This is a genomic window from Streptomyces lucensis JCM 4490 (genome assembly GCF_014650035.1).
Taxonomy (GTDB): Bacteria; Actinomycetota; Actinomycetes; order Streptomycetales; family Streptomycetaceae; genus Streptomyces; species Streptomyces lucensis.
Map to the genome: position 1 here is coordinate 25186 of NZ_BMUE01000018.1, position 19474 is coordinate 44659.

The following is a 19474-nucleotide window of genomic DNA, read 5'->3' on the forward strand; positions in this document are numbered from 1 at the left end:
GGGGGGGGGGGGGGGGGGGGGGGGGGGGGGGGGGGGGGCTGAGCCGTCGGGCTCGGGACTACTCACCTGGGCGGCGGCCCCAGGGCTGGTGAGCCGAGGCGGCCCACCAGGGGCGGCTCACCGGTATGGCCGGCCTGGAGCCGGCGGGCGGGGACGGCGGGCCGGAGCACCCGGCAGGCTTCGGGCGGCTCACCCAGGCGGCCGCTCAGGGGGGTGGCGGACCCGGGGCGGCCCACCCGGCAGCAGCTCACCGGGTAGCGGGCCCTGAGCCAGCCAGCGGGCTTGGGCGGCTCACCCGGGCGGCGGCTCCTGAGCCGGCGGGCCCGGGGGCGGCCCACCCGGCGGCGGCTCTCCAGGATGGTCAGCCCGGGGTCGGCTCACCCGGCAGCAGCTCACCGGGTAGCGGGCCCGGGGCCGGCTCGCCCGGATAGCGGGCCTGAGTCAGCGGGCCGAAGCACCCTGCGGGCTTGGGGCGACCCACCCGGGCGGCGGCCCCTGCAGCGCCGAACCCGGGGCGGCCCGACCACCGGCGGCTCACCGGGACGGCGGACCCGACGGCGGCCCACCCGCCGGCAGCTCACCGGGCGGCGGGCCTGAGCCGGCGGGCCGAAGCACCCGGCGGGCTTGGGCGGCTCACCCGGGCGGCGGCTCCTGAGGCGGCGGGCCCGGGGTCGGCCCACCCTGCGGCAGCTCACCCGGCCGGCGGGGCGAGGCGGTGGGCTCGGGGCTCAGAGTTCGAATGCGATGACGAACGCGAAGAGTCCGAGGACCAGGACGATGCCGCACGCTCCGCAGATGAGTCCGGCCAGGGCCACGCCCGGATTCGTGGCCTCGCCCCGGTGGGCCTTCCCCCGGCCGATCGCACCGAAGATGATCGCGAGGATGCCGAGCACCAGGGCGACCGGCCACAGCATGAAGCCGATCGCGGACAGGATGCCCAGCACCAGGGAGGCCGTTCCCATCGCGTCGTTCGGCGCCGGCTGCATCCCGGGCCAGCCGTAGCCCTGGGCGGCCGGGTAAGGGCCGGGGTGGGCCGGGTGCGGGCCGCCCGGGTAGCCGTACGCCGCCGGGCCGCCCGGGTAGCCGTATGCCGCCGGGGCGCCCGGATAGCCGTAGGGCACCTGTCCCGGGCCGTCCGGCGCGATGGGCGGCGGGGGCACGGGTTCTACTCCCCCGGTCCGGCCGCCCGCCGGCGGTCCGGGAGGGGCGAAGTGGCCGGCAGCGGCAGGCGGCGCAGTGACCGGGTGCGCGTACGCGGAGGCGGGCGGCGCTCCCGGAGGGGCGTAAGGACCGCCGGCCGACGCGGCCGGTGGAGCGAAGGGGTTGGCGGGGGGCTGAGAGGCCGGTGGGGCGAAGGGGTTGGCGGTGGCCGGTGGCGTCGGCGGCGCGTAGGGGTTCGCGTCCGTCTGGGCGGCGTGCGCGGGCGCGAACGGGTTCGCGGGGGGTGCCGCGGTGTCGGCCGGGCTGGCCCACGGCGCCGGCGCGGCGTGGCCGGACGCGTCCGGGCCGGCGGGCGGGGAGACCAGCGTCCGCTGGTCGTGCACGGAGCCGGGGGCCGGCGCGGCGTCCCGGGGTGCGGCGGGTACCGCGTCCCGCACGGGTGCTGCCGGCCAGGTCGCGTCCGGGTCCTGACCCCGCCCGGGTATCGCGTCGCGCACCGGCGCAGACGCGTCCGCGGCCGGGGCTTCCGCCTGCTTGTCCAGGGACACCCGAGGTGACGTCGCCCCTTCCCCGGCGGTCTGCTCGGGTGGTGTGGGCCGCGGCGCCTCGTCGGACATGGTGGAAGACCCCTCTGCTGGACGTCCCGTCATGCTACGGGCCGCTCCGGACGGCCGCGGTCCGGGGCCTACGATGATCCCGCGTCATCGATCAGCCGATCACCGCGCCCGGACCGGACCTCGCGGCCCGCCGGGCGCCTTCCCGGGGAGGACCCATGACCGACAGCAGCTCCGTACCCGCCGCGGGCACGTCCGACCGCGATCTACGCGAGTTCATCGCGGGACTGCCCAAGGCCGAACTGCACGTCCACCACGTGGGATCCGCCTCCCCGCGCATCGTCTCGGAGCTGGCCGCCCGCCACCCCGACTCCAGGGTCCCCACGGATCCCGAGGCCCTCGCCGACTACTTCACGTTCACCGACTTCGCCCACTTCATCGAGGTGTACCTGTCGGTCGTCGATCTGATCCGCACCCCGGAGGACGTCCGGCTGCTCACCTACGAGGTGGCCCGTGACCTGGCCCGCCAGCAGGTGCGGTACGCCGAGCTGACGATCACGCCGTTCTCCTCCACCCGGCGGGGCATAGACGAGCTGGCCTTCATGGCCGCGATCGAGGACGCCCGCAAGGCGGCCGAGTCCGAGTTCGGCACGGTTCTGCGCTGGTGCTTCGACATTCCGGGCGAGGCCGGACTCCAGTCCGCGGAGGAGACCGCACGGCTGGCCACCGACGACCGCGTCCGTCCGGAGGGCCTGGTCTCGTTCGGGCTCGGCGGGCCCGAGATCGGCGTGCCCCGGCCGCAGTTCAAGCCCTACTTCGACCGGGCCATCGCGGCGGGACTGCACTCCGTCCCGCACGCCGGTGAGACGACCGGCCCGCAGACCGTCTGGGACGCGTTGACCGAACTGCGCGCCGAGCGCATCGGGCACGGCACCAGCTCCGCGCAGGACCCGGCACTGCTCGCCCATCTGGCCGAGCACCGCATCCCGCTGGAGGTCTGCCCGACCTCCAACATCGCCACCCGCGCGGTCCGCGCCCTGGAGGAGCACCCGATCAGGGAGTTCACGCGAGCCGGGGTGCTGGTCACGATCAACTCGGACGACCCGCCGATGTTCGGCACCGACCTCAACAACGAGTACGCGGTGGCCGCCCGCCTCCTCGACCTGGACGAGCGCGGCCTCGCCGACCTCGCCAAGAACGCCGTCGAGGCGTCCTTCCTGGACGCGCCGGGCAAGGCCCGGATCGCCGCCGAGATCGACGCGTACACCGCCGGCCGGCTCGCCTCCTGACCGCCGCGCGAGGGGGCGCACCCCACAATGGGGGCCATGCAGACCGTGACCGCCGTGGCCCACCGCGGCGACCCCTACCGCTTCCGCGAGAACACGATCGGCTCGCTGCGTTCCGCGCTCGACCAGGGCGCGGACGCGGTCGAGGTCGACGTACGGCTCACCCGTGACGGCATCCCCGTACTGCTGCACGACGAGACGCTGGAACGGCTGTGGAAACTGCGCCGGCCGCTGACCGCGCTGTCCGCCGAGGAGGTGCGCGGGATCACGGGGGGCGGTGTGCCGACGCTCGCCGAGGCGCTGGCCGCGACCGGGGACAGCAGGGTGATGGTTGACCTGTGCGGGCGGGTCGGCCGCCGGACCGCGGACCGGGTCGTGGACGTCGTCCGGCGCAGCGGGGCCGGGGACCGCGTGTACTACTGCGCCGGCGCCGAGGCGATGCTCGCCGTCCGCGCGGCCGACCCGGCCGCGGAGATCGCCCTGACCTGGACGACGCACGCACCGCCCCGGCCCGCGCTGCTGGACGCGATCCGCCCCCGCTGGCTCAACTACCGCTTCTCGGTGGTCGACCGGGATCTCGCGGCCCGCGTCCACCGCGACGGCCGCCTCCTGTCCGTCTGGACCCCGGACACCCATCGCTCCATGCGCCGGCTGCTGGACCTGGGCGCCGACTCGATCACGACGAACCGGATCGGCCTTCTGCACGCCCTGCGTTCCCAGGACGCCTACGCGTCGGGGCGTCCGGCCGTCAGGCGGCGGGAGCGGCCACGGCAGCCGGGGTGCCCAGGGCCTCCAGCCGCTTGATCTTGCGGCGTACGACGTAGAGGGGGAGAACTCCGAACACCCCGAACGACATGTCGATCAGGCTCCACCAGAAGGGGATCCCCCGGACCGGACCGCACACCAGGGCGAGCGGGACGATCCCGGCGCAGGCGATCATGCCGAACTCGATCACCCAGATGTTGCGGACCGGGTCCCGGTAGGGGCCGTAGAAGGCGACCGCGATGACGAGGTGCGCGAAGGCCAGCCAGTCCGTCCCGTACAGCACGAACGGGTACTCGGCGTCGACGGTGTCGAGCCCCTCCCGTACCCGGGAGATCCACTCCATGAGCCCCGGCAGCAGGTCGGGCACCGACAAGGCGCGCAACACGCTCTCGGTCCATCGCAGTTCGTGCACCAGAGGGAACGCCGTCGCCCCGCTGAGCACGAGGCACACGACGAAGAAGACCAGCCAGACGCGAATGCCCTTCAGCAGGGCGGCTCTGTCGCTCATGGCAGGAGCGTACGCCTGTATTTGAACGCGTTCAAAACTGCCCCCGGTCCACACCGCCGCGCCGTTCCGGTCGCCGCGCGGAACGACTCGGCCGGTTTCGGAGCGAATTGTGGTAAATCTTCTGAGTTCCTGAGTTCCTGAGTTCCTGAGTTCCCGAGTTCCTGGGTTCCTGAGTTCCTGAGTTCCTGCACCGCGGACGGGGGCGGAGGATGTGTACGGACGACCGCGTCGCGGTGACGACCGGCATCGCGCGGCTGCACGCGTCGCCCGGACTCGCCGGGCCCGGCAGGCTCGGGCTGGTGACCAACCACACCGGCGTCCTCCCCGGCCTGCGCCCGGCCGCCCCCGCGCTGCTCGCGGCCGGCGTGCGGCTGGTCGCCCTGTTCGGCCCCGAGCACGGGCTGCACGGAACCGGCCAGGCCGGTGAGAGCGAAAACCTCCGCAGGGACCCCGCCACCGGCCTGCCGGTCCACGACACCTACCGGTGCGACGGCGCGCGCCTCGACGAACTGCTGCTCCGCAGCGGCGTCGACGCCCTGGTGTACGACCTGCAGGACATCGGGGCCAGGTTCTACACCTACGTGTGGACCATGTTCGACCTGATGGTCTCGGCGGCCCGCACGGGCGTGCGGTTCGTGGTCGCGGACCGCCCGAACCCTCTGGGCGGTCTGGTCAGCGAGGGCCCGCTGCTGGACCCGGCGTGGGCCAGCTTCGTGGGGCGCGCGGCGGTACCCGTCCGGCACGGGCTGACCTGCGGCGAACTCGCCCGGTACCTCAACGCCCGCGCGATTCCCCGGGCGGCGGGCGCCGCCGTCGACCTGACGGTCATCGAGGCCGTGGGCTGGCGGCGCGCGCTGCACGCGGACGCCACCGGCCTGCCGTGGGTGGCACCCTCGCCGAACGTCCCGACGCCCGCCACCGCCACCGTCTACCCCGGCACCTGCCTGTTCGAGGGGACGAACGTCTCGGAGGGCCGCGGCACCACGCAGCCGTTCGAGACCGTCGGGGCCCCGTACGTCGACGAACGGTTCGCGCCCTCGCTCGCCGGACTCGGACTGCCCGGGGTGCGCTTTCGCGAGCTGCGGTACGTGCCGGCCTTCCACAAACACGCCGGACGGCCGCTGCGCGGGGTCCAGCTCCACGTGACCGACCGCGCGGCGTTCGCCCCCGTGCGCACGGCCGTCGCGATGCTCGCCACGCTGCGGCGGCTGTACCCGGACGACTTCGCCTGGCACCCGGTGGACGCGGACACGGCGGAGACCGGCCACCGGCACTTCATCGACCTGCTGTGGGGGTCCGACCGGTTGCGGCGTGCCGTCGACGCGGGCGACGACCCGCTGCCGCTGTGCGATCCGCCCGCCCCGCCCAGCCGGTGGGCCGGCGACGCGCTGCTCTACTCCTGAGACCGGGAAGGACGACCCCGTCGATGACCGATGGCACGACGACACTGCGGACCGCGATCCGCGGCTTCCGCACGGGCGACGGACCCCGGTTGGTGGAGGCCTGGCGCCGCAGCGCGCCGGCCGACCCCATCGCCCCGGACCGCTTCCGCTCCCTGGTGCTGCTCGACGCCAACTTCGATCCGGCGGGGCTGCGGGTCGCCGTCGAGGGCGACCGCCTCGTCGGCGCGGCCTACGCGGTGCGCCGGCTGACGCCGGTGACCGGCACCGGGCTGGAACCGGAACAGGGCTGGATCCCGTTCTTCTTCGTCGACCCGGCCGCCCGCGGGCGCGGCCTCGGCCGCCGGCTGCTGACCGACGCCCTCGACTGGCTGCACGGCCACGGCCGCACCCGGGTGGACTTCGCCTCGTACACCCCGAACTACGTCCTCCCCGGTCTGGACGCCGAGGCGTACCCCGAGGCCGCGCGGCTCCTCGAGTCCCTGGGCTTCCGGACGCTGTACGAGGCGGCGGCGATGGACCGCCGCCTGGTCGGCTACCGCGTCCCGGACGACGTGGTGTGCCTCGCCGGCGAACTGGCGGCGCGGGGGTACCGGTTCGCCACCCCGGCCGACGACGACCTGGTGGAACTGGTCGCGCTCGCCCGGGACCGGTTCACCCCGGACTGGGCGCGCGCCATCCGGGAGTGCCTGGCCGCGGGCACGCCGCTCGACAGGATCGTCGTCGCACGGGACCCGTCGGGCCGCCTGGCCGGCTGGGCGATGCACGGCGCGTACGAGTCGGCGGACGAGCGGTTCGGCCCGTTCGGCGTGCTGGAGGAGATGCGCGGCAGCGGACTCGGCAAGGTCCTGCTCCACCTGGTGCTGGAGCGGATGCGGGCGCGCGGGGCGCACTCTGCGTGGTTCCTGTGGACCGGTGAACGGTCCCCGGCGGGCCACCTGTACCGCAAGGCCGGCTTCACCACGACCCGGGTGTTCCGCGTGCTGCGCCGGGAGGCCGCCCGATGACGGGGTCCCGCCGCCCCGGCGGGCTGAGCCGCCGTCACTTCGCGCTCGCGCTCCCCTCGGCCCTGCTCGCCTCCGGGTGCGCCGCACCGCACCGGGGCACCGGGCGGCCCGGGGATCCGATCGTCCTGACCCTGCTCTCCCACTACGCGAGCGGGGCGCTCAGGGACGCCCTGCAGCGCCCGGTGGACGAGTGGAACGCCACGCACGACCGGGTCAAGGTGCGGACGGAGGCCGTCGAGTTCACGGACCTGCTGACCACGCTGATGGTCCGGCAGGCCGCGGGCCAGGGCGCCGACATCATCCACCCGTACTGCCTGTGGAACGGCCAGCTCGTCCGGGCCGGTGTCCTGCGGCCCGCTCCGGCCGAGCACGCCGAGGAGATCAGGAACGGCTACGGCGCCGCCGCGGTCGGCGCCGCGTCGGTGGGGGGCAGGGTCTACGGCTACCCCACCGAGGTGCAGACGTACGCCCTCTACTACAACAAGCGGCTGCTGCGCGGGGCCGGGATCGACGGCCCGCCACGCACCTGGCGGGAGCTGGAGGAGGCGGCCCACCGCACCGCCCGGCGGGACCGGTACGGCAACACGCTGGTCCAGGGGTTCGGGCTGTCGACGTACGACGACTCCACCACCGTCGGCCAGACCCTCGCCCTGCTCAACGCCGCCGGCGGGAGGTTCGTCTCCGCGGACGGCAGGGGCACCGCCATCGACTCGCCCGCCGGGCGGGCCGTGTTCGGCCTGGAGCACCGGCTCGTCGCGGGGGGTGCCAGCGCCCCGGGAGTCAACGTGTACCAGGCGTTCCCGTCCGGGCAGGTGGCCATGGTGGTCAGCGCCGGCTGGTGGACCGAGAGCCTGAAGGAGCTGATGGGCGCGGACTACCGCGAGGTCGGCGTCGCGCCCGTGCCCCGCCCCGGGGCGGGCTACGCGCACGCCACGCTCTCCACCGGCTTCATGCTCGGGGTCAACGCCGCCGGCGGGCACCCGCGCGAGGCATGGGAGTTCCTGCACTGGCTCAACACGGAGAGGGTGGGCGTCAAGGGTGCCCGCAAGGGTGCCGCGGCGACCCGGATGAGTGCCCTGCAGGTTTCGGTCGGCTCCCTGACCGGCCGCGCCGACGACATGCGGACGCTGCTGGGCGAGGGCGGCGATCCGAACCTGCGACCGTTCCTGGACGCGCTGGCGTACGCGGTGCCGGAACCGAACGTGCCGGGAGCGCAGCAGGCCAAGTCGCTGCTGCGCCGGAACATCGAGGCGCTGTGGACCGGTCAGCAGTCGATCGACGAGGCGCTGCGCACCACCCGCCGTCAGGTCGATCGGGAGGTGTCACGCTCATGGTGAACGCCCTGGCCCCGCAGACGGCCGAGCGGGCGGCGCCCAGCCCGCCGTCCGCCGGCCCGGCCGTCGACGGCCGCCGCCGGGGCCGTCGACGCCAGGTCGTCGTCGCCTACCTCTTCCTGGCGCCGACGCTGCTGTTCTTCGCGGTCTTCCTGTTCCTGCCGCTCGGCTTCGCGCTGCTGCTGTCGATGTCCCGCTGGGCAGGGTTCCACCTGGGCGACATCGATCCCGTCGGCCTGGACAACTTCGCCGGGCTGTTCGCGGACGGGTCGACGTTCCTCACGCCGGTCCTCACCAACACGCTGCTGTTCGCCCTGGGGACCGTGGTCCTCGCGCTCGCCGGTTCCGTGCTCGTGGCCACCTGCGTCGACAGGCTGCGGTTCCAGGGCCTGTGGCGCACCCTGTACTTCCTGCCGATCGTCACGACCGTCGTCGCCGTCGGCAACGTCTGGAAGTACATGTACGAGCCGGGCGGCCTGGTCAACGGCGTCCTCAACGCCGCGGGTCTCGGCTCGGTGGCGTTCCTGCAGGACCCGGACACGGCGCTGCCCTCGGTGGTGGTCGTCCAGGCGTGGGCCTCGGTCGGCACGGCGATCCTCGTCCTGACCGCCGGGCTGAAGTCGATCCCCGAGTCCTACTACGAGGCCGCCGCGCTCGACGGCGCGGGCCAGGTCACCGTCTTCCTCAGGATCACGCTGCCGCTGCTGCGGCCGTCCCTGCTGTTCGTGTGCGTCACCCAGTTCCTCACCGGGCTGCAGTCGTTCGCGCTGATCATCGTGATGACCAAGGGCGGGCCGGGCGACGCGACCGCCGTGGCCGCGCTGGAGATGTACCGGCAGGCCTTCTCCTACGGCGACTGGGGCACCGCGAGCGCCGCCGCCTTCGTGCTGTTCCTGGTGGTCCTCGTGGTCACCCTGGCGCAGTTGTGGTTCTTCCGGCGCAAGGGGGAGGACGCGTGAACCGCCGCCGTTTCCCGTGGCTTTCGTACCTGGTGGTCGTCTCCGGCGCCGTGCTCACCGTGGTGCCGTTCCTCGACATGGTGATGACGTCGTTCAAGGGTCCCGGCGAGGCCGGCACGCTGCCGTACCGGTTCCTGCCCAAGGCGTTCGACCTGTCCAACTACCGGGCGGCGTTCGACCAGCTCGATCTGCCGGTGCTCTTCCGCAACAGCGTCGTCGCCACCGCCCTGATCACCGGCTCGGTGCTGCTGACGTCGTCCCTCGCCGGGTACGCGCTGGCCAAACTCCGTTTCCCGGGGCGGGACTTCGTCTTCCGTCTCGTGCTGTCGACGATGATGTTCCCGCCGTTCCTCTTCTTCATCCCGCACTTCCTGATCCTGGTGCACTGGCCGCTGGCGGGAGGCAACGACCTGCTGGGGCGCGGCGGCGCCGGCCTGACCGTCAGTGTCGTGGCGCTCGCCATGCCGTTCCTGGTCAACGGTTTCGGCATCTTCCTGATGCGCCAGTTCGTCATCGCGATCCCGGACGAGGTCCTGGAGGCGGCGCGCATCGACGGAGCGGGCGAGTTCACCGTGTGGTGGCGGATCGTGGTGCCGCAGACCAAGCCGGTCGTGGTGACGCTCGGGCTGCTCACCTTCGTCGACGCCTGGAACGAGTACATCTGGGCGCTGCTCGTGTCCACCGCGGAGCCGGAGGTGATGACCCTGCCCGTCGGTATCCAGCTCCTGCAGGACCACGTCGACCCGACCCGGACGATGCCCATCGTCATGGCCGGCCTGGTCCTGAGCGTGCTTCCGGTCCTGGTCCTCTTCCTGCTGCTGCAGAAGCACTACGTCCGGGGGATCATGCTCAGCGGCCTGAAGTGACCCGGCCCCTCACGGCAGGTCGTCCCGGCCGAGCCACGCCGGCCTGACCGGCACGCCGTCGGCGTACCGCTCGGTCTCCTCAGCCTGGCCGCCCGGTGCGGCGACCGTCCCGCCGGGCGCCTCCACGGACTGCTCCGGGACGGCGGGCGCGTCGGAGTCCTCCAGCAGCTCCGCCACCGTGAACCGTGTGACGAACGACTGCCACACGCCGTCGACCACCAGCAGGAAACCGTCACTCGCCCGAAGCAGCCGCCGGCGCCGGGGGCTTCTCGGATGCTCGGGCGAGTAGCTCCGGGCCCGCCGCTCCAGCTCCGCGAGCGCCTGGGCCCGGGTTCCGCGGACGTACGCCACCACGTTCGCCTCCGTGTGCTTGCGCTCCCCGGCCCCCATGGTGGTCTCGATGACCAGCCCCCACGTCGCCACTGCCCCACGCCCCCTCTGTCCTCGTACGACCTCCTACGGTAGGGGCACACCCGCGCGGCCATCACGCCGCGGCGTCACAGGCCCACGATGCCGTTCCACCTCTTCGCGAACTCGCCCCGTTCCTCCGACGTGATGTCCCGGGCGACGGCGAGGCGGTCGCGCATGGTGGAGTCCGGGAAGATCAGGGGGTTGTCGGCGAGGGCCGCGGTGTCCTTGTCCTCGGCGGCGGCCAGGACCTCGCGGGCCGCCGGGACCGGGCAGACGTAGTTGACCCAGGCGGCGAGCCGTGCGGCGGTCTCGGGGGCGTAGTAGTAGTCGATCAGGCGCTCGGCGCTGGCCTTGTGCCGGGCGCGGTCGGGGATCATCAGGGAGTCCGACCACAGCTCGGCGCCCTCCTCGGGGACGACGAAGTGGATGTCGGGGTTGTCGGCCTGGAGCTGGATGACGTCGCCCGAGTAGGCCTGACAGGCCAGGACGTCGCCGGTGACCAGGTCCTTGGTGTAGTCGTTGCCGGTGAAGCGGCGGATCTGGCCGTGGTGGACCGCCCGCTCGACCTGGTCGCACATCCGGTGGAAGTCGTCGGCGGTCCACCGGGTGACGTCCACGCCGTTGCCCTGCATCAGCAGCGCGAACGCCTCGTCCAGGCCGGACAGCAGTGTCACCCGGCCCTTGAGGTCGCTCGCCCACAGGTCCTTGACGCGCCGTATCTCGCGGCCGAGCCGGCGGCGGTCGTAGGCGATGCCGGTGATGCCCGACTGCCAGGGCACCGTGAACCGGCGTCCGGGGTCGAAGGCCGGTGAACGGAGCAGGGGGTCGAGGTTCCGGGCGACGTTGGGCTGGTCCGCGCGGTCCATCTCCTGCACCCAGCCGAGCCGGACGTAGCGGGCGCACATCCAGTCACTGATGACGACGAGGTCGCGGCCGGTCGGCTGGTGGTTCATCAGGGCGGGGCTGATCTTGCCGAAGAACTCGTCGTTGTCGTTGATCTCCTCGACGTAGTCGACGGAGATCCCGGTGCGCTTCTCGAAGCCCGCGAGCGTGGGACGCCGGTTCGGGTCGTCGTCGGCGGTGTCGATGTAGAGCGGCCAGTTGGCCCAGGTCAGCTTCCTGTCGGTCGCGGACTCGTCGGCCGCGGCCCGGTCACCGGGCCGGACGTGGGCGGCGGGCACCCCGCAGCCGGCCAGCGCCCCGAGCGCGGCGGCGCCGCCGAGTGCGGCCAGGAGGGAACGGCGGGACGGCACGGACGTACGGGGAGAGGTGTGCGGCACCACGGAAGCATGCCGCGCGCGGCCGCACGGTCACAATCGACGCTGCGTCGAGCGGGGCCGGGCGCGCCCGACACCTCGTCGAGCGGCCCGGCGGCGCCGGACCGCGCCGGGAAACCGGGCGGCCCCGGGCGGGGAGGTGTCCCGCCCGGGGCCGCCCGGCTCGTGCGATCGGCTTCTCGCGTGCTCAGCCGCTCGTGTGATCAGCCGTCCAGCGACGTCATCACGTGCTTGATCCGCGTGTAGTCCTCGAACCCGTACGCCGACAGGTCCTTGCCGTAGCCGGACTTCTTGAAGCCGCCGTGCGGCATCTCCGCGACCAGCGGGATGTGGGTGTTGATCCACACGCAGCCGAAGTCGAGCTTCTTGGACATGCGCATCGCGCGGGCGTGGTCCTTGGTCCACACCGAGGAGGCGAGGGCGTACTCGACGCCGTTGGCCCACTGGACGGCCTGGTCCTCGTCGGCGAAGGACTGCACGGTGATGACCGGGCCGAAGACCTCGTTCTGGATGATCTCGTCGTCCTGCCGGACGCCGGAGACGACGGTCGGGGCGTAGAAGTAGCCCTTGTCGCCGACCTGCTGGCCGCCCGCCTCGACCTTGGCGTGCGCGGGCAGGCGCTCGATGAAGCCGGCGACCTGCTTGAGCTGGTTGGGGTTGTTCAGCGGGCCGAAGAGGACGTCCTCGTCGTCCGGCTGCCCGGTCTTGGTACCGGTGGCGGCCTTGGCCAGCGCGGAGACGAACTCGTCGTGGATCGACTCGTGGACCAGCACGCGGGTGGCGGCGGTGCAGTCCTGGCCGGCGTTGAAGAAGCCGGCGACCGAGATGTCCTCGACGGCCTTGTCGATGTCGGTGTCCTCGAAGACGACGACGGGGGCCTTGCCGCCGAGCTCCAGGTGGACCCTCTTGACGTCCTTGGAGGCGGACTCGGCGACCGAGATGCCCGCGCGGACGGAGCCGGTGATGGAGGCCATCGCCGGGGTCGGGTGCTCGACCATCGCGCGGCCGGTCTCGCGGTCGCCGCAGATGACGTTGAAGACGCCCTTGGGCAGGATCCCGCCGAGGATCTCCGCGATCAGGACGGTGGAGGCCGGGGTGGTGTCGGACGGCTTCAGGACGACCGTGTTGCCCGCCGCGATGGCCGGGGCGAACTTCCACACGGCCATCATCATCGGGTAGTTCCAGGGGGCGACCTGGGCGCAGACGCCGACCGGCTCACGGCGGATGATCGACGTCATGCCCTCCATGTACTCGCCGGCCGAACGGCCCTCGAGCAGCCGGGCCGCACCCGCGAAGAAGCGGATCTGGTCGACCATCGGCGGGATCTCCTCGGAGCGGGTGAGCCCGACGGGCTTGCCCGTGTTCTCCACCTCGGCCGCGATGAGCTCCTCGGCGCGCTCCTCGAACGCGTCCGCGATCTTCAGGAGGGCCTTCTGCCGCTCGGCCGGGGTCGTGTCGCGCCAGGCCGGGAAGGCGCGGGCGGCGGCCTCCATGGCGGCGTCCACGTCCGCCTGCCCGGACAGCGGCGCGGTCGCGTACGCCTCGCCCGTCGCGGGGTTGACCACCTCGGTGGTCCGTCCGTCGGCGGCGTCCCGGAACTCACCGTCGATGTAGTTGCGCAGACGACGCAGCTCGGTGCTCACTGCCGGCCTCCTGATCTGGTTCGAGGGTACGAGCTGTCCAGCGTGGCCGGTCCGCTCGGACTGTCCAATCGCTGAGACACCCCACCCTAATCGGCGCGCCCGCGATTTCAACACCCCCGTCGCCACCGGTTCTGCGAAATCCGCACGAGTGAGAGTCGCAAACAACGAATTTCATCGCCCAGGCCTTGCGAAACTGCCGAGACGTCGTGCACAGTGTGGCCGTGGCCAGTCGAAGCGCAGACCAGAGGGACTCCTCCCGCGAGTCCAGGAACGGCAACAGCCCCCAGCTGGACGCCGTGTCCCTCGCCATCATCAAGCAGCTCCAGGAGGACGGCCGCCGGCCGTACGCCGCGATCGGCAAGGCCGTCGGCCTGTCCGAGGCGGCCGTGCGCCAGCGCGTGCAGAAGCTGCTGGACCAGGGCGTGATGCAGATCGTCGCCGTCACGGACCCGCTCACCGTGGGCTTCCGCCGGCAGGCGATGGTCGGGATCAACGTCGAGGGCGATGTCGAGTCGATCGCGGACGCGCTGACCGCCATGTCGGAGGTCGAGTACGTGGTGATGGCCGCGGGCTCGTTCGACATCCTCGCCGAGATCGTCTGCGAGGACGACGACCACCTGCTGGACGTCATCAACAAGCGTATTCGCGCCCTGCCCGGGGTGCGCTCCACCGAGAGCTTCGTCTACCTGAAGCTGAAGAAGCAGACCTACATGTGGGGAACCCGATAACCGTGAGGACCCGATAACCGTGAGCACCAAGGACCTCAGCCGCACCGCGTACGACCACCTGTGGATGCACTTCACCCGCATGTCCTCGTACGAGAACTCCCCCGTCCCGACCATCGTCCGGGGTGAGGGCACCTACATCTACGACGACAAGGGCAAGCGCTACCTCGACGGTCTCGCGGGTCTGTTCGTGGTCCAGGCCGGTCACGGCCGTACGGAACTCGCCGAGACCGCCTTCAAGCAGGCCCAGGAACTCGCCTTCTTCCCGGTTTGGTCCTACGCCCACCCCAAGGCCGTCGAGCTGGCCGAGCGCCTGGCCGACCAGGCCCCGGGCGATCTGAACAAGGTCTTCTTCACCACAGGCGGCGGCGAGGCGGTCGAGACCGCCTGGAAGCTCGCCAAGCAGTACTTCAAGCTGACGGGCAAGCCCACCAAGTACAAGGTCATCTCGCGTGCGGTCGCCTACCACGGCACCCCGCAGGGCGCCCTGTCCATCACGGGTCTGCCCGGCCTGAAGGCGCCGTTCGAGCCGCTCGTCCCGGGCGCGCACAAGGTGCCGAACACCAACATCTACCGCGCGCCGATCTTCGGCGACGACCCGGAGGCCTTCGGCCGCTGGGCCGCCGACCAGATCGAGCAGCAGATCCTCTTCGAGGGCCCGGACACGGTCGCCGCGGTCTTCCTGGAGCCGGTGCAGAACGCCGGCGGCTGCTTCCCGCCCCCGCCCGGCTACTTCCAGCGCGTGCGCGAGATCTGCGACCAGTACGACGTGCTGCTCGTCTCGGACGAGGTCATCTGCGCCTTCGGCCGCCTGGGCACGACGTTCGCCTGTGACAAGTTCGGCTACGTCCCGGACATGATCACCTGCGCCAAGGGCATGACGTCGGGCTACTCCCCGATCGGCGCCTGCATCGTCTCCGACCGCCTCGCCGAGCCGTTCTACAAGGGCGACAACACCTTCCTGCACGGCTACACCTTCGGCGGTCACCCGGTGTCGGCCGCGGTGGGCGTGGCCAACCTGGACCTGTTCGAGCGCGAGGGCCTCAACCAGCACGTGCTGGACAACGAGGGCGCGTTCCTGTCGACCCTGCAGAAGCTGCACGACCTCCCGATCGTCGGCGACGTCCGCGGCAACGGCTTCTTCTACGGCATCGAGCTGGTGAAGGACAAGAGCACCAAGGAGTCCTTCAACGAGGAGGAGACCGAGCGCGTCCTGTACGGCTTCCTCTCCAAGGCGCTGTTCGAGAACGGCCTGTACTGCCGAGCCGACGACCGCGGCGACCCGGTCATCCAGCTCGCCCCGCCGCTGATCTCCAACCAGGAGACGTTCGACGAGATCGAGCAGATCCTGCGTGCGACGCTGACCGAGGCATGGACCAAGCTCTGATCCCGATCCGTCCGATCAGCTGACCGACACCGGCCCCGGCGCCCCCCGTTCGAGTGAGAACGGCGGCCCGGGGCCGTGTGCTGTCCGGCCTCCTCCTGACGGCTGCCTAGCGTTCCAGTGACCGATCGGCCCTGCCTTCGTTCCCCCGGACGGGGGAACACGCACGGCACAACGGATCAGAACCGAGGTGTACGCCCATGGAGGCCCCGCCGGACAACGACGTGCTCTGGGCACGCTCCCTGCACTTCACGCACCCCGACGGCTCTCCCGGCCTCGGCGGGATCTCCCTCGGTGTGCGGGAGGGCGAGATCCTGGCCGTGAGCGGCCCGCGCGGCAGCGGCAAGACGACCCTGCTGCGCTGCCTCTCCGGCCAGCTGCCGGTACGGCAGGGCGAGGTCTGGTTCAACAGCGCGCCCGTGCACACCCTGGGCCCGGCGGCCCGGGAGCGGCTGCGCCGGGACCGCTTCGGCTGGATCGACCCCGAGCCGGTCCTGATTCCCGAGCTGAACGTCTGGGAGAACGCCGCCCTCCCCCTGATGCTGCGCGGCGCCGGCCGCCGCCGGGCCAAGGCGGCCGCCCTGGAGTGGCTGGAGCGCCTGGACGTCGGCGACAGTTCCCGCAGACGGCCGCACCAGCTGCGGCACGCCGAACGCCAGCGCGTCGCCATCGCCCGCGCCCTCGCCCCCTCGCCGACGGTGCTGTTCGCCGACGAGCCCACGGCCCCGCTGCACCGCGCCGACCGCGGCCACGTCCTGCGCACGCTCACCGCCGCGGCCCGCTCGCACGGCATCACCGTCGTCCTCGCCACGCACGACCCCGGGACCGCCGCCCTCGCCGACCGCACGGTGAGCCTGCTGGACGGCCGGCGCGTGCACACGGTGCATCTGCCGGACAGCCCCGACAGCCCCGACACGGAAGGCCGGGCCGCGTGCTCGCTCTCCGTCTGACGCGCGCCGCGCACCCCGCCGTACAGCTGCGTCGGCTGCTGGTGGCCGCGGCCTCGGCGGGCACCGGTTTCCTGCTGCTGTCCTGCCTCGGTCACGCCCTGCACCACCCCGAGGCGGTGGACGCGTCCGCGCTGCGCCTGGCCTGGTGCACGGTGCCCTTCGCCGCCACGGTGTACTTCGCGCTCGCGGTCGCCCGCACCGACCCCGGCACCCGGCCGCGCCCCGGACTCTCCGCCGTCGGCCTCGGCCCGGCCCGCCTGATGGCGGTCTCGGCACTGACCACGGCCCTGTCCTGCGGCGTCGGCTCCCTGCTGGCCCTGCTGCTCTTCCTCCACCTGCGCGGCGACCTGACCGGCATGCCTCTGAACGGCGCGGCCGCTGACTTCCTGGCCGCGGACCGGCCCCTGCCCGTTCCGGGCACCCTCACCCTGCTGGTCCTGCTCCCGGCGGTCGCCTCGACGACGGTGGCACTCGCCCTGCGCCCGAAGGACCCCCGCCCCACCACCCCGGGCCCCCGTGGATACGGCCGCTTCGGCGCGTACGGTACCGCGGCGGCGAGGGAGACGTTCGGGGCGTACGGCAGGTTCGGGGCGAGACGCGGGACGGCGGACGGCGACCGCCGCGCACCCGCGGGGCGGACCGAGGCTGCGGCGGGAGGGAACGAAGACGCTGCCCGCCTCAGCCCGGCAGGGCGGGCCGAAGACGGCGACCGCCCCATCCCGACGGCGCAGCCCCGGCACGGCACCCGCCGCACCCTGACGGCTCAGGCCGGCGGCGGCGACCACCACACCCCGGCAGGACGGACCCGGGACGGCAACCGCCACAGCCCGGCGGGGCGGGCCGAAGACAGCGGCCCGCTCGCCGGGGCGGCTCAGGCCCGGAACGGCAACCCGCTCACCGGAGGCGGCCCGGGCGAAGACGGCGCCCCCCTGTATCCAGCCGGACAGGCCCGGGACAGCGACTCCCTCATCGCGAGCGGGCAGGCCGGCGACGGCGGCCAGGAGTGGGCTCGGTCCGTGGGTGGGGGTGGCGCGGGCACAGCGGTGGACGGCGTCCCCGGCCCGGAGCTCGCGGCCCCGGACGACGACCGTCCCGGCGCCGTGCCCCCGCCGGGCGACCGTACGCCCGTGGGGCTCCCCTGGGGCATCGCCCTGCTCGCCGTCGGCCTCGCCGCGCAGGCGTACGCCGGGCGCTCCGTCCCCAGGCCCACTCCCGCCACCCTCCCCGGCGAGGCCCTCACCCTCCTGATCGGCTGGCTGCTCACCGCCGTCGGCCTCGTCCTCGCCGCTCCGGGCCTCACCCACCTGTGCGGCCGGCTCCTGCAGTCCGCCGGTCCGGGTGCGCTGCGGCTGCTCGCCGGCCGGGTTCTCATGACCGAGGCCGGCCGGATCGGCCGCCCCCTCGGCGTCCTCTGCGCGGTGGCGTCCGCCGGCTACGCCATGACCGCCCTGTACGGCGCACCCGCCCGCGCCTTCGGCCCGCTGACCACCCTCGGCGCGCTCCTCGTCGCCGGATGTTCGGTCGCGACCCTCCTCACCGCGGCCGTGGAGGCCCGCCAGTGCCGGGCGGCCACCGTCGCGGCGCTGCTCCGGCTGGGCGCGCCGGCCGCCATGCTCCGCGCTGCCGCCGCCCTGCGCGCGGCCACCCTGGTGGCCCTGTTCGGCCCGCTCACCCTGGCGGTCGCCGCACTGGCGGCGCTGCCCACGGCCCGCTGAGCGGCCGGGTCGGAAAAAAGTCGGCGGCCGCCGATGAGTCCGGCGGGGGTCGCCGGTCTACCCATCTGACCGCGCGACCCGCGCGACCCGCGTGACACCGCGGCGAGAACCACGACGGGAGAGCCCCCATGTACCAGCAGATGATCTTCGTGAACCTGCCCGTGAACGACCTCGACGCCTCGAAGAAGTTCTTCACGGAACTCGGCTACTCGATCAACCCCCGGTTCAGCGACGAGAAGGCGGCCTCGGTGGTGATCAGCGACACCATCGTCGCGATGCTGCTCACCAAGCCGTTCTACGCCACGTTCACCAAGAAGGAGATCGCCGACGCGACGACGACCAGCGAGGTGCTGATCGCCCTGAGCGCGGAGAGCCGCGAGAAGGTCGACGAGCTGGTCGACAAGGCCATCGCGGCAGGCGGCACCGCGAGCGGCGCGACCCAGGACCACGGCTTCATGTACGGCCGCGCCTTCGACGACCTCGACGGCCACACGTGGGAGGTCATCTGGATGGACCCGGCCGCGGTCCAGGGCTGACGCCCGCGGTCGCGTCTTCAGAGCCCGGGCGCGCTCAAACGTCGCGGCGAGTAATGGACAGGCAAAGCCAACGGCCCCTGACGGCATATGCATTGACACTGCTTACGGAGCGCTTATAGACCTGTGAGCCTCCTGGGGGTGCTGGGACCTCGCCTCTTCTGTCGTCCCAACTCCTCCACAACCCCCCGCAGTTATGCTCTGTAAAGGACAAACGTGTCCATAACTCGCCGTAGCGCACGCCGTTCCGTGCGCATCCTGGGTGTCGCCTCCGCCTCGACCGCGGTGGTGCTGGGACTGTCCGGCTCCGCCTTCGCGTGCACGATCGGTGACTTCAAGGCCGAGGCCAAGTGCGAAGGCGGCAAGGGCGTCATCGTCGTCACCGACACCGACAAAACCGCCGTCCCCGCCGTCGTCACCGTCTTCCTGAAGGGCGCCGGCGGTATCGAGACGAAGGTCGGCCAGCAGGAGGTGAAGGGTTCGAAGGACGGTACTCCGGTCACCTTCCCGGAGGACTGGAAGCCGAACGCGACCTACCGCGTCCACGTCAAGGCCGGGCACGTCGTCGACGAGGACGTCAAGCCCGACCTGAGCGCCCCGGCCACCGCCTGCAAGGCGGAGGAGAGCAAGTCGCCGACGGCGACGCCCTCCAGGACGCCCGCGCCGTCCGAGTCCGTCCCGGCCAAGACGGCGTCCCCCGCCCCGTCGGCCTCCGAGTCCAGCTCCGCCCCGGCGGGCACGTCGAGCAACGCGCCGTCCCCCGCGGCCGGTGACTCGGACCTCGCCGAGACCGGCGCCAGCTCCAACACCGGTCTGATCGCCGGCATCGCGGGCGCCCTGGTCGTCGTCGGCGGTGGCGCGGTGTTCTTCGGCATGCGCCGCCGCGGTGCGAAGAACGGCGGCTGACGCCGGACCGCGTACACCGTTCGTCCCGTACGGCACCGCGGCCCGTCCCCGTATCCCCGGGGGACGGGCCGCGGTCGCGTTCACCGGCAG

At 72.8% G+C, this 19474-nt stretch carries 18 protein-coding genes; 13 read left to right on the forward strand and 5 right to left on the reverse strand.

Going from position 1 to position 19474, the window contains the following annotated elements; translation table 11 throughout:
• Positions 1 to 728: 728 nt before the first annotated feature.
• Positions 729 to 1778 (reverse strand): DUF4190 domain-containing protein, encoded by a 1050-nt coding sequence (locus IE177_RS35280; protein WP_229816335.1) that lies wholly within the window; start codon positions 1776 to 1778, stop codon positions 729 to 731.
• A gap of 155 nt (positions 1779 to 1933) precedes the next feature.
• On the opposite strand from IE177_RS35280, the gene IE177_RS29870 reads away from it, so the two are divergent.
• Entirely contained in the window at positions 1934 to 3004 is a 1071-nt protein-coding gene (locus IE177_RS29870; RefSeq protein ID WP_190018603.1) for an adenosine deaminase, read from the forward strand.
• Between the two features lie 36 nt (positions 3005 to 3040).
• Positions 3041 to 3805, forward strand: a complete 765-nt coding sequence (locus IE177_RS29875; protein ID WP_190018604.1) for a glycerophosphodiester phosphodiesterase — start codon at positions 3041 to 3043, stop codon at positions 3803 to 3805.
• On the opposite strand, the gene IE177_RS29880 is transcribed toward IE177_RS29875, so the two are convergent.
• Complete coding sequence (locus IE177_RS29880) at positions 3750 to 4274, reverse strand: hypothetical protein (protein ID WP_190018605.1); 525 nt, start codon at positions 4272 to 4274, stop codon at positions 3750 to 3752. The genes IE177_RS29875 and IE177_RS29880 overlap by 56 nt on opposite strands.
• Positions 4275 to 4483: 209 nt before the next feature.
• Here IE177_RS29880 and IE177_RS29885 point away from each other — a divergent pair, with 209 nt between their 5' ends.
• From IE177_RS29885 to IE177_RS29905, 5 genes are read left to right on the forward strand one after another with little or no spacing between them, the layout of a single operon-like run.
• Positions 4484 to 5677 carry an exo-beta-N-acetylmuramidase NamZ family protein gene (locus tag IE177_RS29885; protein WP_190018606.1) on the forward strand — a complete coding sequence of 398 codons (1194 nt, stop codon included), beginning with the start codon at positions 4484 to 4486 and terminating at the stop codon, positions 5675 to 5677.
• A gap of 23 nt (positions 5678 to 5700) precedes the next feature.
• Positions 5701 to 6681 (forward strand): GNAT family N-acetyltransferase, encoded by a 981-nt coding sequence (locus IE177_RS29890; RefSeq protein ID WP_190018607.1) that lies wholly within the window; start codon positions 5701 to 5703, stop codon positions 6679 to 6681.
• Entirely contained in the window at positions 6678 to 8018 is a 1341-nt protein-coding gene (locus IE177_RS29895) for an ABC transporter substrate-binding protein (protein WP_229816336.1), read from the forward strand. Before IE177_RS29890 ends, IE177_RS29895 begins: the two co-directional genes overlap by 4 nt.
• Positions 8012 to 8974: a carbohydrate ABC transporter permease gene (locus IE177_RS29900; protein WP_190018608.1), complete on the forward strand. Its 963-nt coding sequence runs from the start codon at positions 8012 to 8014 to the stop codon at positions 8972 to 8974. The genes IE177_RS29895 and IE177_RS29900 overlap by 7 nt, the downstream gene beginning before the upstream one ends.
• A complete protein-coding gene (locus IE177_RS29905; protein ID WP_190018609.1) occupies positions 8971 to 9840 on the forward strand; it encodes a carbohydrate ABC transporter permease in 870 nt (289 codons plus the stop codon). The genes IE177_RS29900 and IE177_RS29905 overlap by 4 nt, the downstream gene beginning before the upstream one ends.
• Before the next feature lie 9 nt (positions 9841 to 9849).
• On the opposite strand, the gene IE177_RS29910 is transcribed toward IE177_RS29905, so the two are convergent.
• The 3 genes from IE177_RS29910 to IE177_RS29920 form a co-directional block, all read right to left on the reverse strand.
• On the reverse strand, positions 9850 to 10230 hold the full coding sequence (locus IE177_RS29910; protein ID WP_190018692.1) for a hypothetical protein: 381 nt from the start codon (positions 10228 to 10230) through the stop codon (positions 9850 to 9852).
• 107 nt (positions 10231 to 10337) lie between these two features.
• Positions 10338 to 11531 carry a polyamine ABC transporter substrate-binding protein gene (locus IE177_RS29915; RefSeq protein ID WP_190018610.1) on the reverse strand — a complete coding sequence of 398 codons (1194 nt, stop codon included), beginning with the start codon at positions 11529 to 11531 and terminating at the stop codon, positions 10338 to 10340.
• A 200-nt stretch (positions 11532 to 11731) separates the two neighbouring features.
• Entirely contained in the window at positions 11732 to 13171 is a 1440-nt protein-coding gene (locus IE177_RS29920; RefSeq protein ID WP_190018611.1) for a gamma-aminobutyraldehyde dehydrogenase, read from the reverse strand.
• A 206-nt stretch (positions 13172 to 13377) separates the two neighbouring features.
• Between IE177_RS29920 and IE177_RS29925 the strand changes: the two genes are divergently transcribed.
• From IE177_RS29925 to IE177_RS29955, 6 genes are all read left to right on the forward strand, one after another.
• Positions 13378 to 13899, forward strand: a complete 522-nt coding sequence (locus IE177_RS29925; RefSeq protein WP_190018612.1) for an Lrp/AsnC family transcriptional regulator — start codon at positions 13378 to 13380, stop codon at positions 13897 to 13899.
• A 19-nt stretch (positions 13900 to 13918) separates the two neighbouring features.
• A complete protein-coding gene (locus tag IE177_RS29930) occupies positions 13919 to 15283 on the forward strand; it encodes an aspartate aminotransferase family protein (protein WP_190018613.1) in 1365 nt (454 codons plus the stop codon).
• A gap of 197 nt (positions 15284 to 15480) precedes the next feature.
• Entirely contained in the window at positions 15481 to 16230 is a 750-nt protein-coding gene (locus tag IE177_RS29935) for an ABC transporter ATP-binding protein (RefSeq protein WP_190018614.1), read from the forward strand.
• Positions 16212 to 17945 carry a hypothetical protein gene (locus IE177_RS35285; protein ID WP_229816337.1) on the forward strand — a complete coding sequence of 578 codons (1734 nt, stop codon included), beginning with the start codon at positions 16212 to 16214 and terminating at the stop codon, positions 17943 to 17945. The genes IE177_RS29935 and IE177_RS35285 overlap by 19 nt, the downstream gene beginning before the upstream one ends.
• Positions 17946 to 18073: 128 nt before the next feature.
• Entirely contained in the window at positions 18074 to 18481 is a 408-nt protein-coding gene (locus tag IE177_RS29950; protein WP_190018615.1) for a VOC family protein, read from the forward strand.
• A 213-nt stretch (positions 18482 to 18694) separates the two neighbouring features.
• On the forward strand, positions 18695 to 19384 hold the full coding sequence (locus IE177_RS29955; RefSeq protein WP_308431599.1) for an LAETG motif-containing sortase-dependent surface protein: 690 nt from the start codon (positions 18695 to 18697) through the stop codon (positions 19382 to 19384).
• Positions 19385 to 19474: the final 90 nt, after the last annotated feature.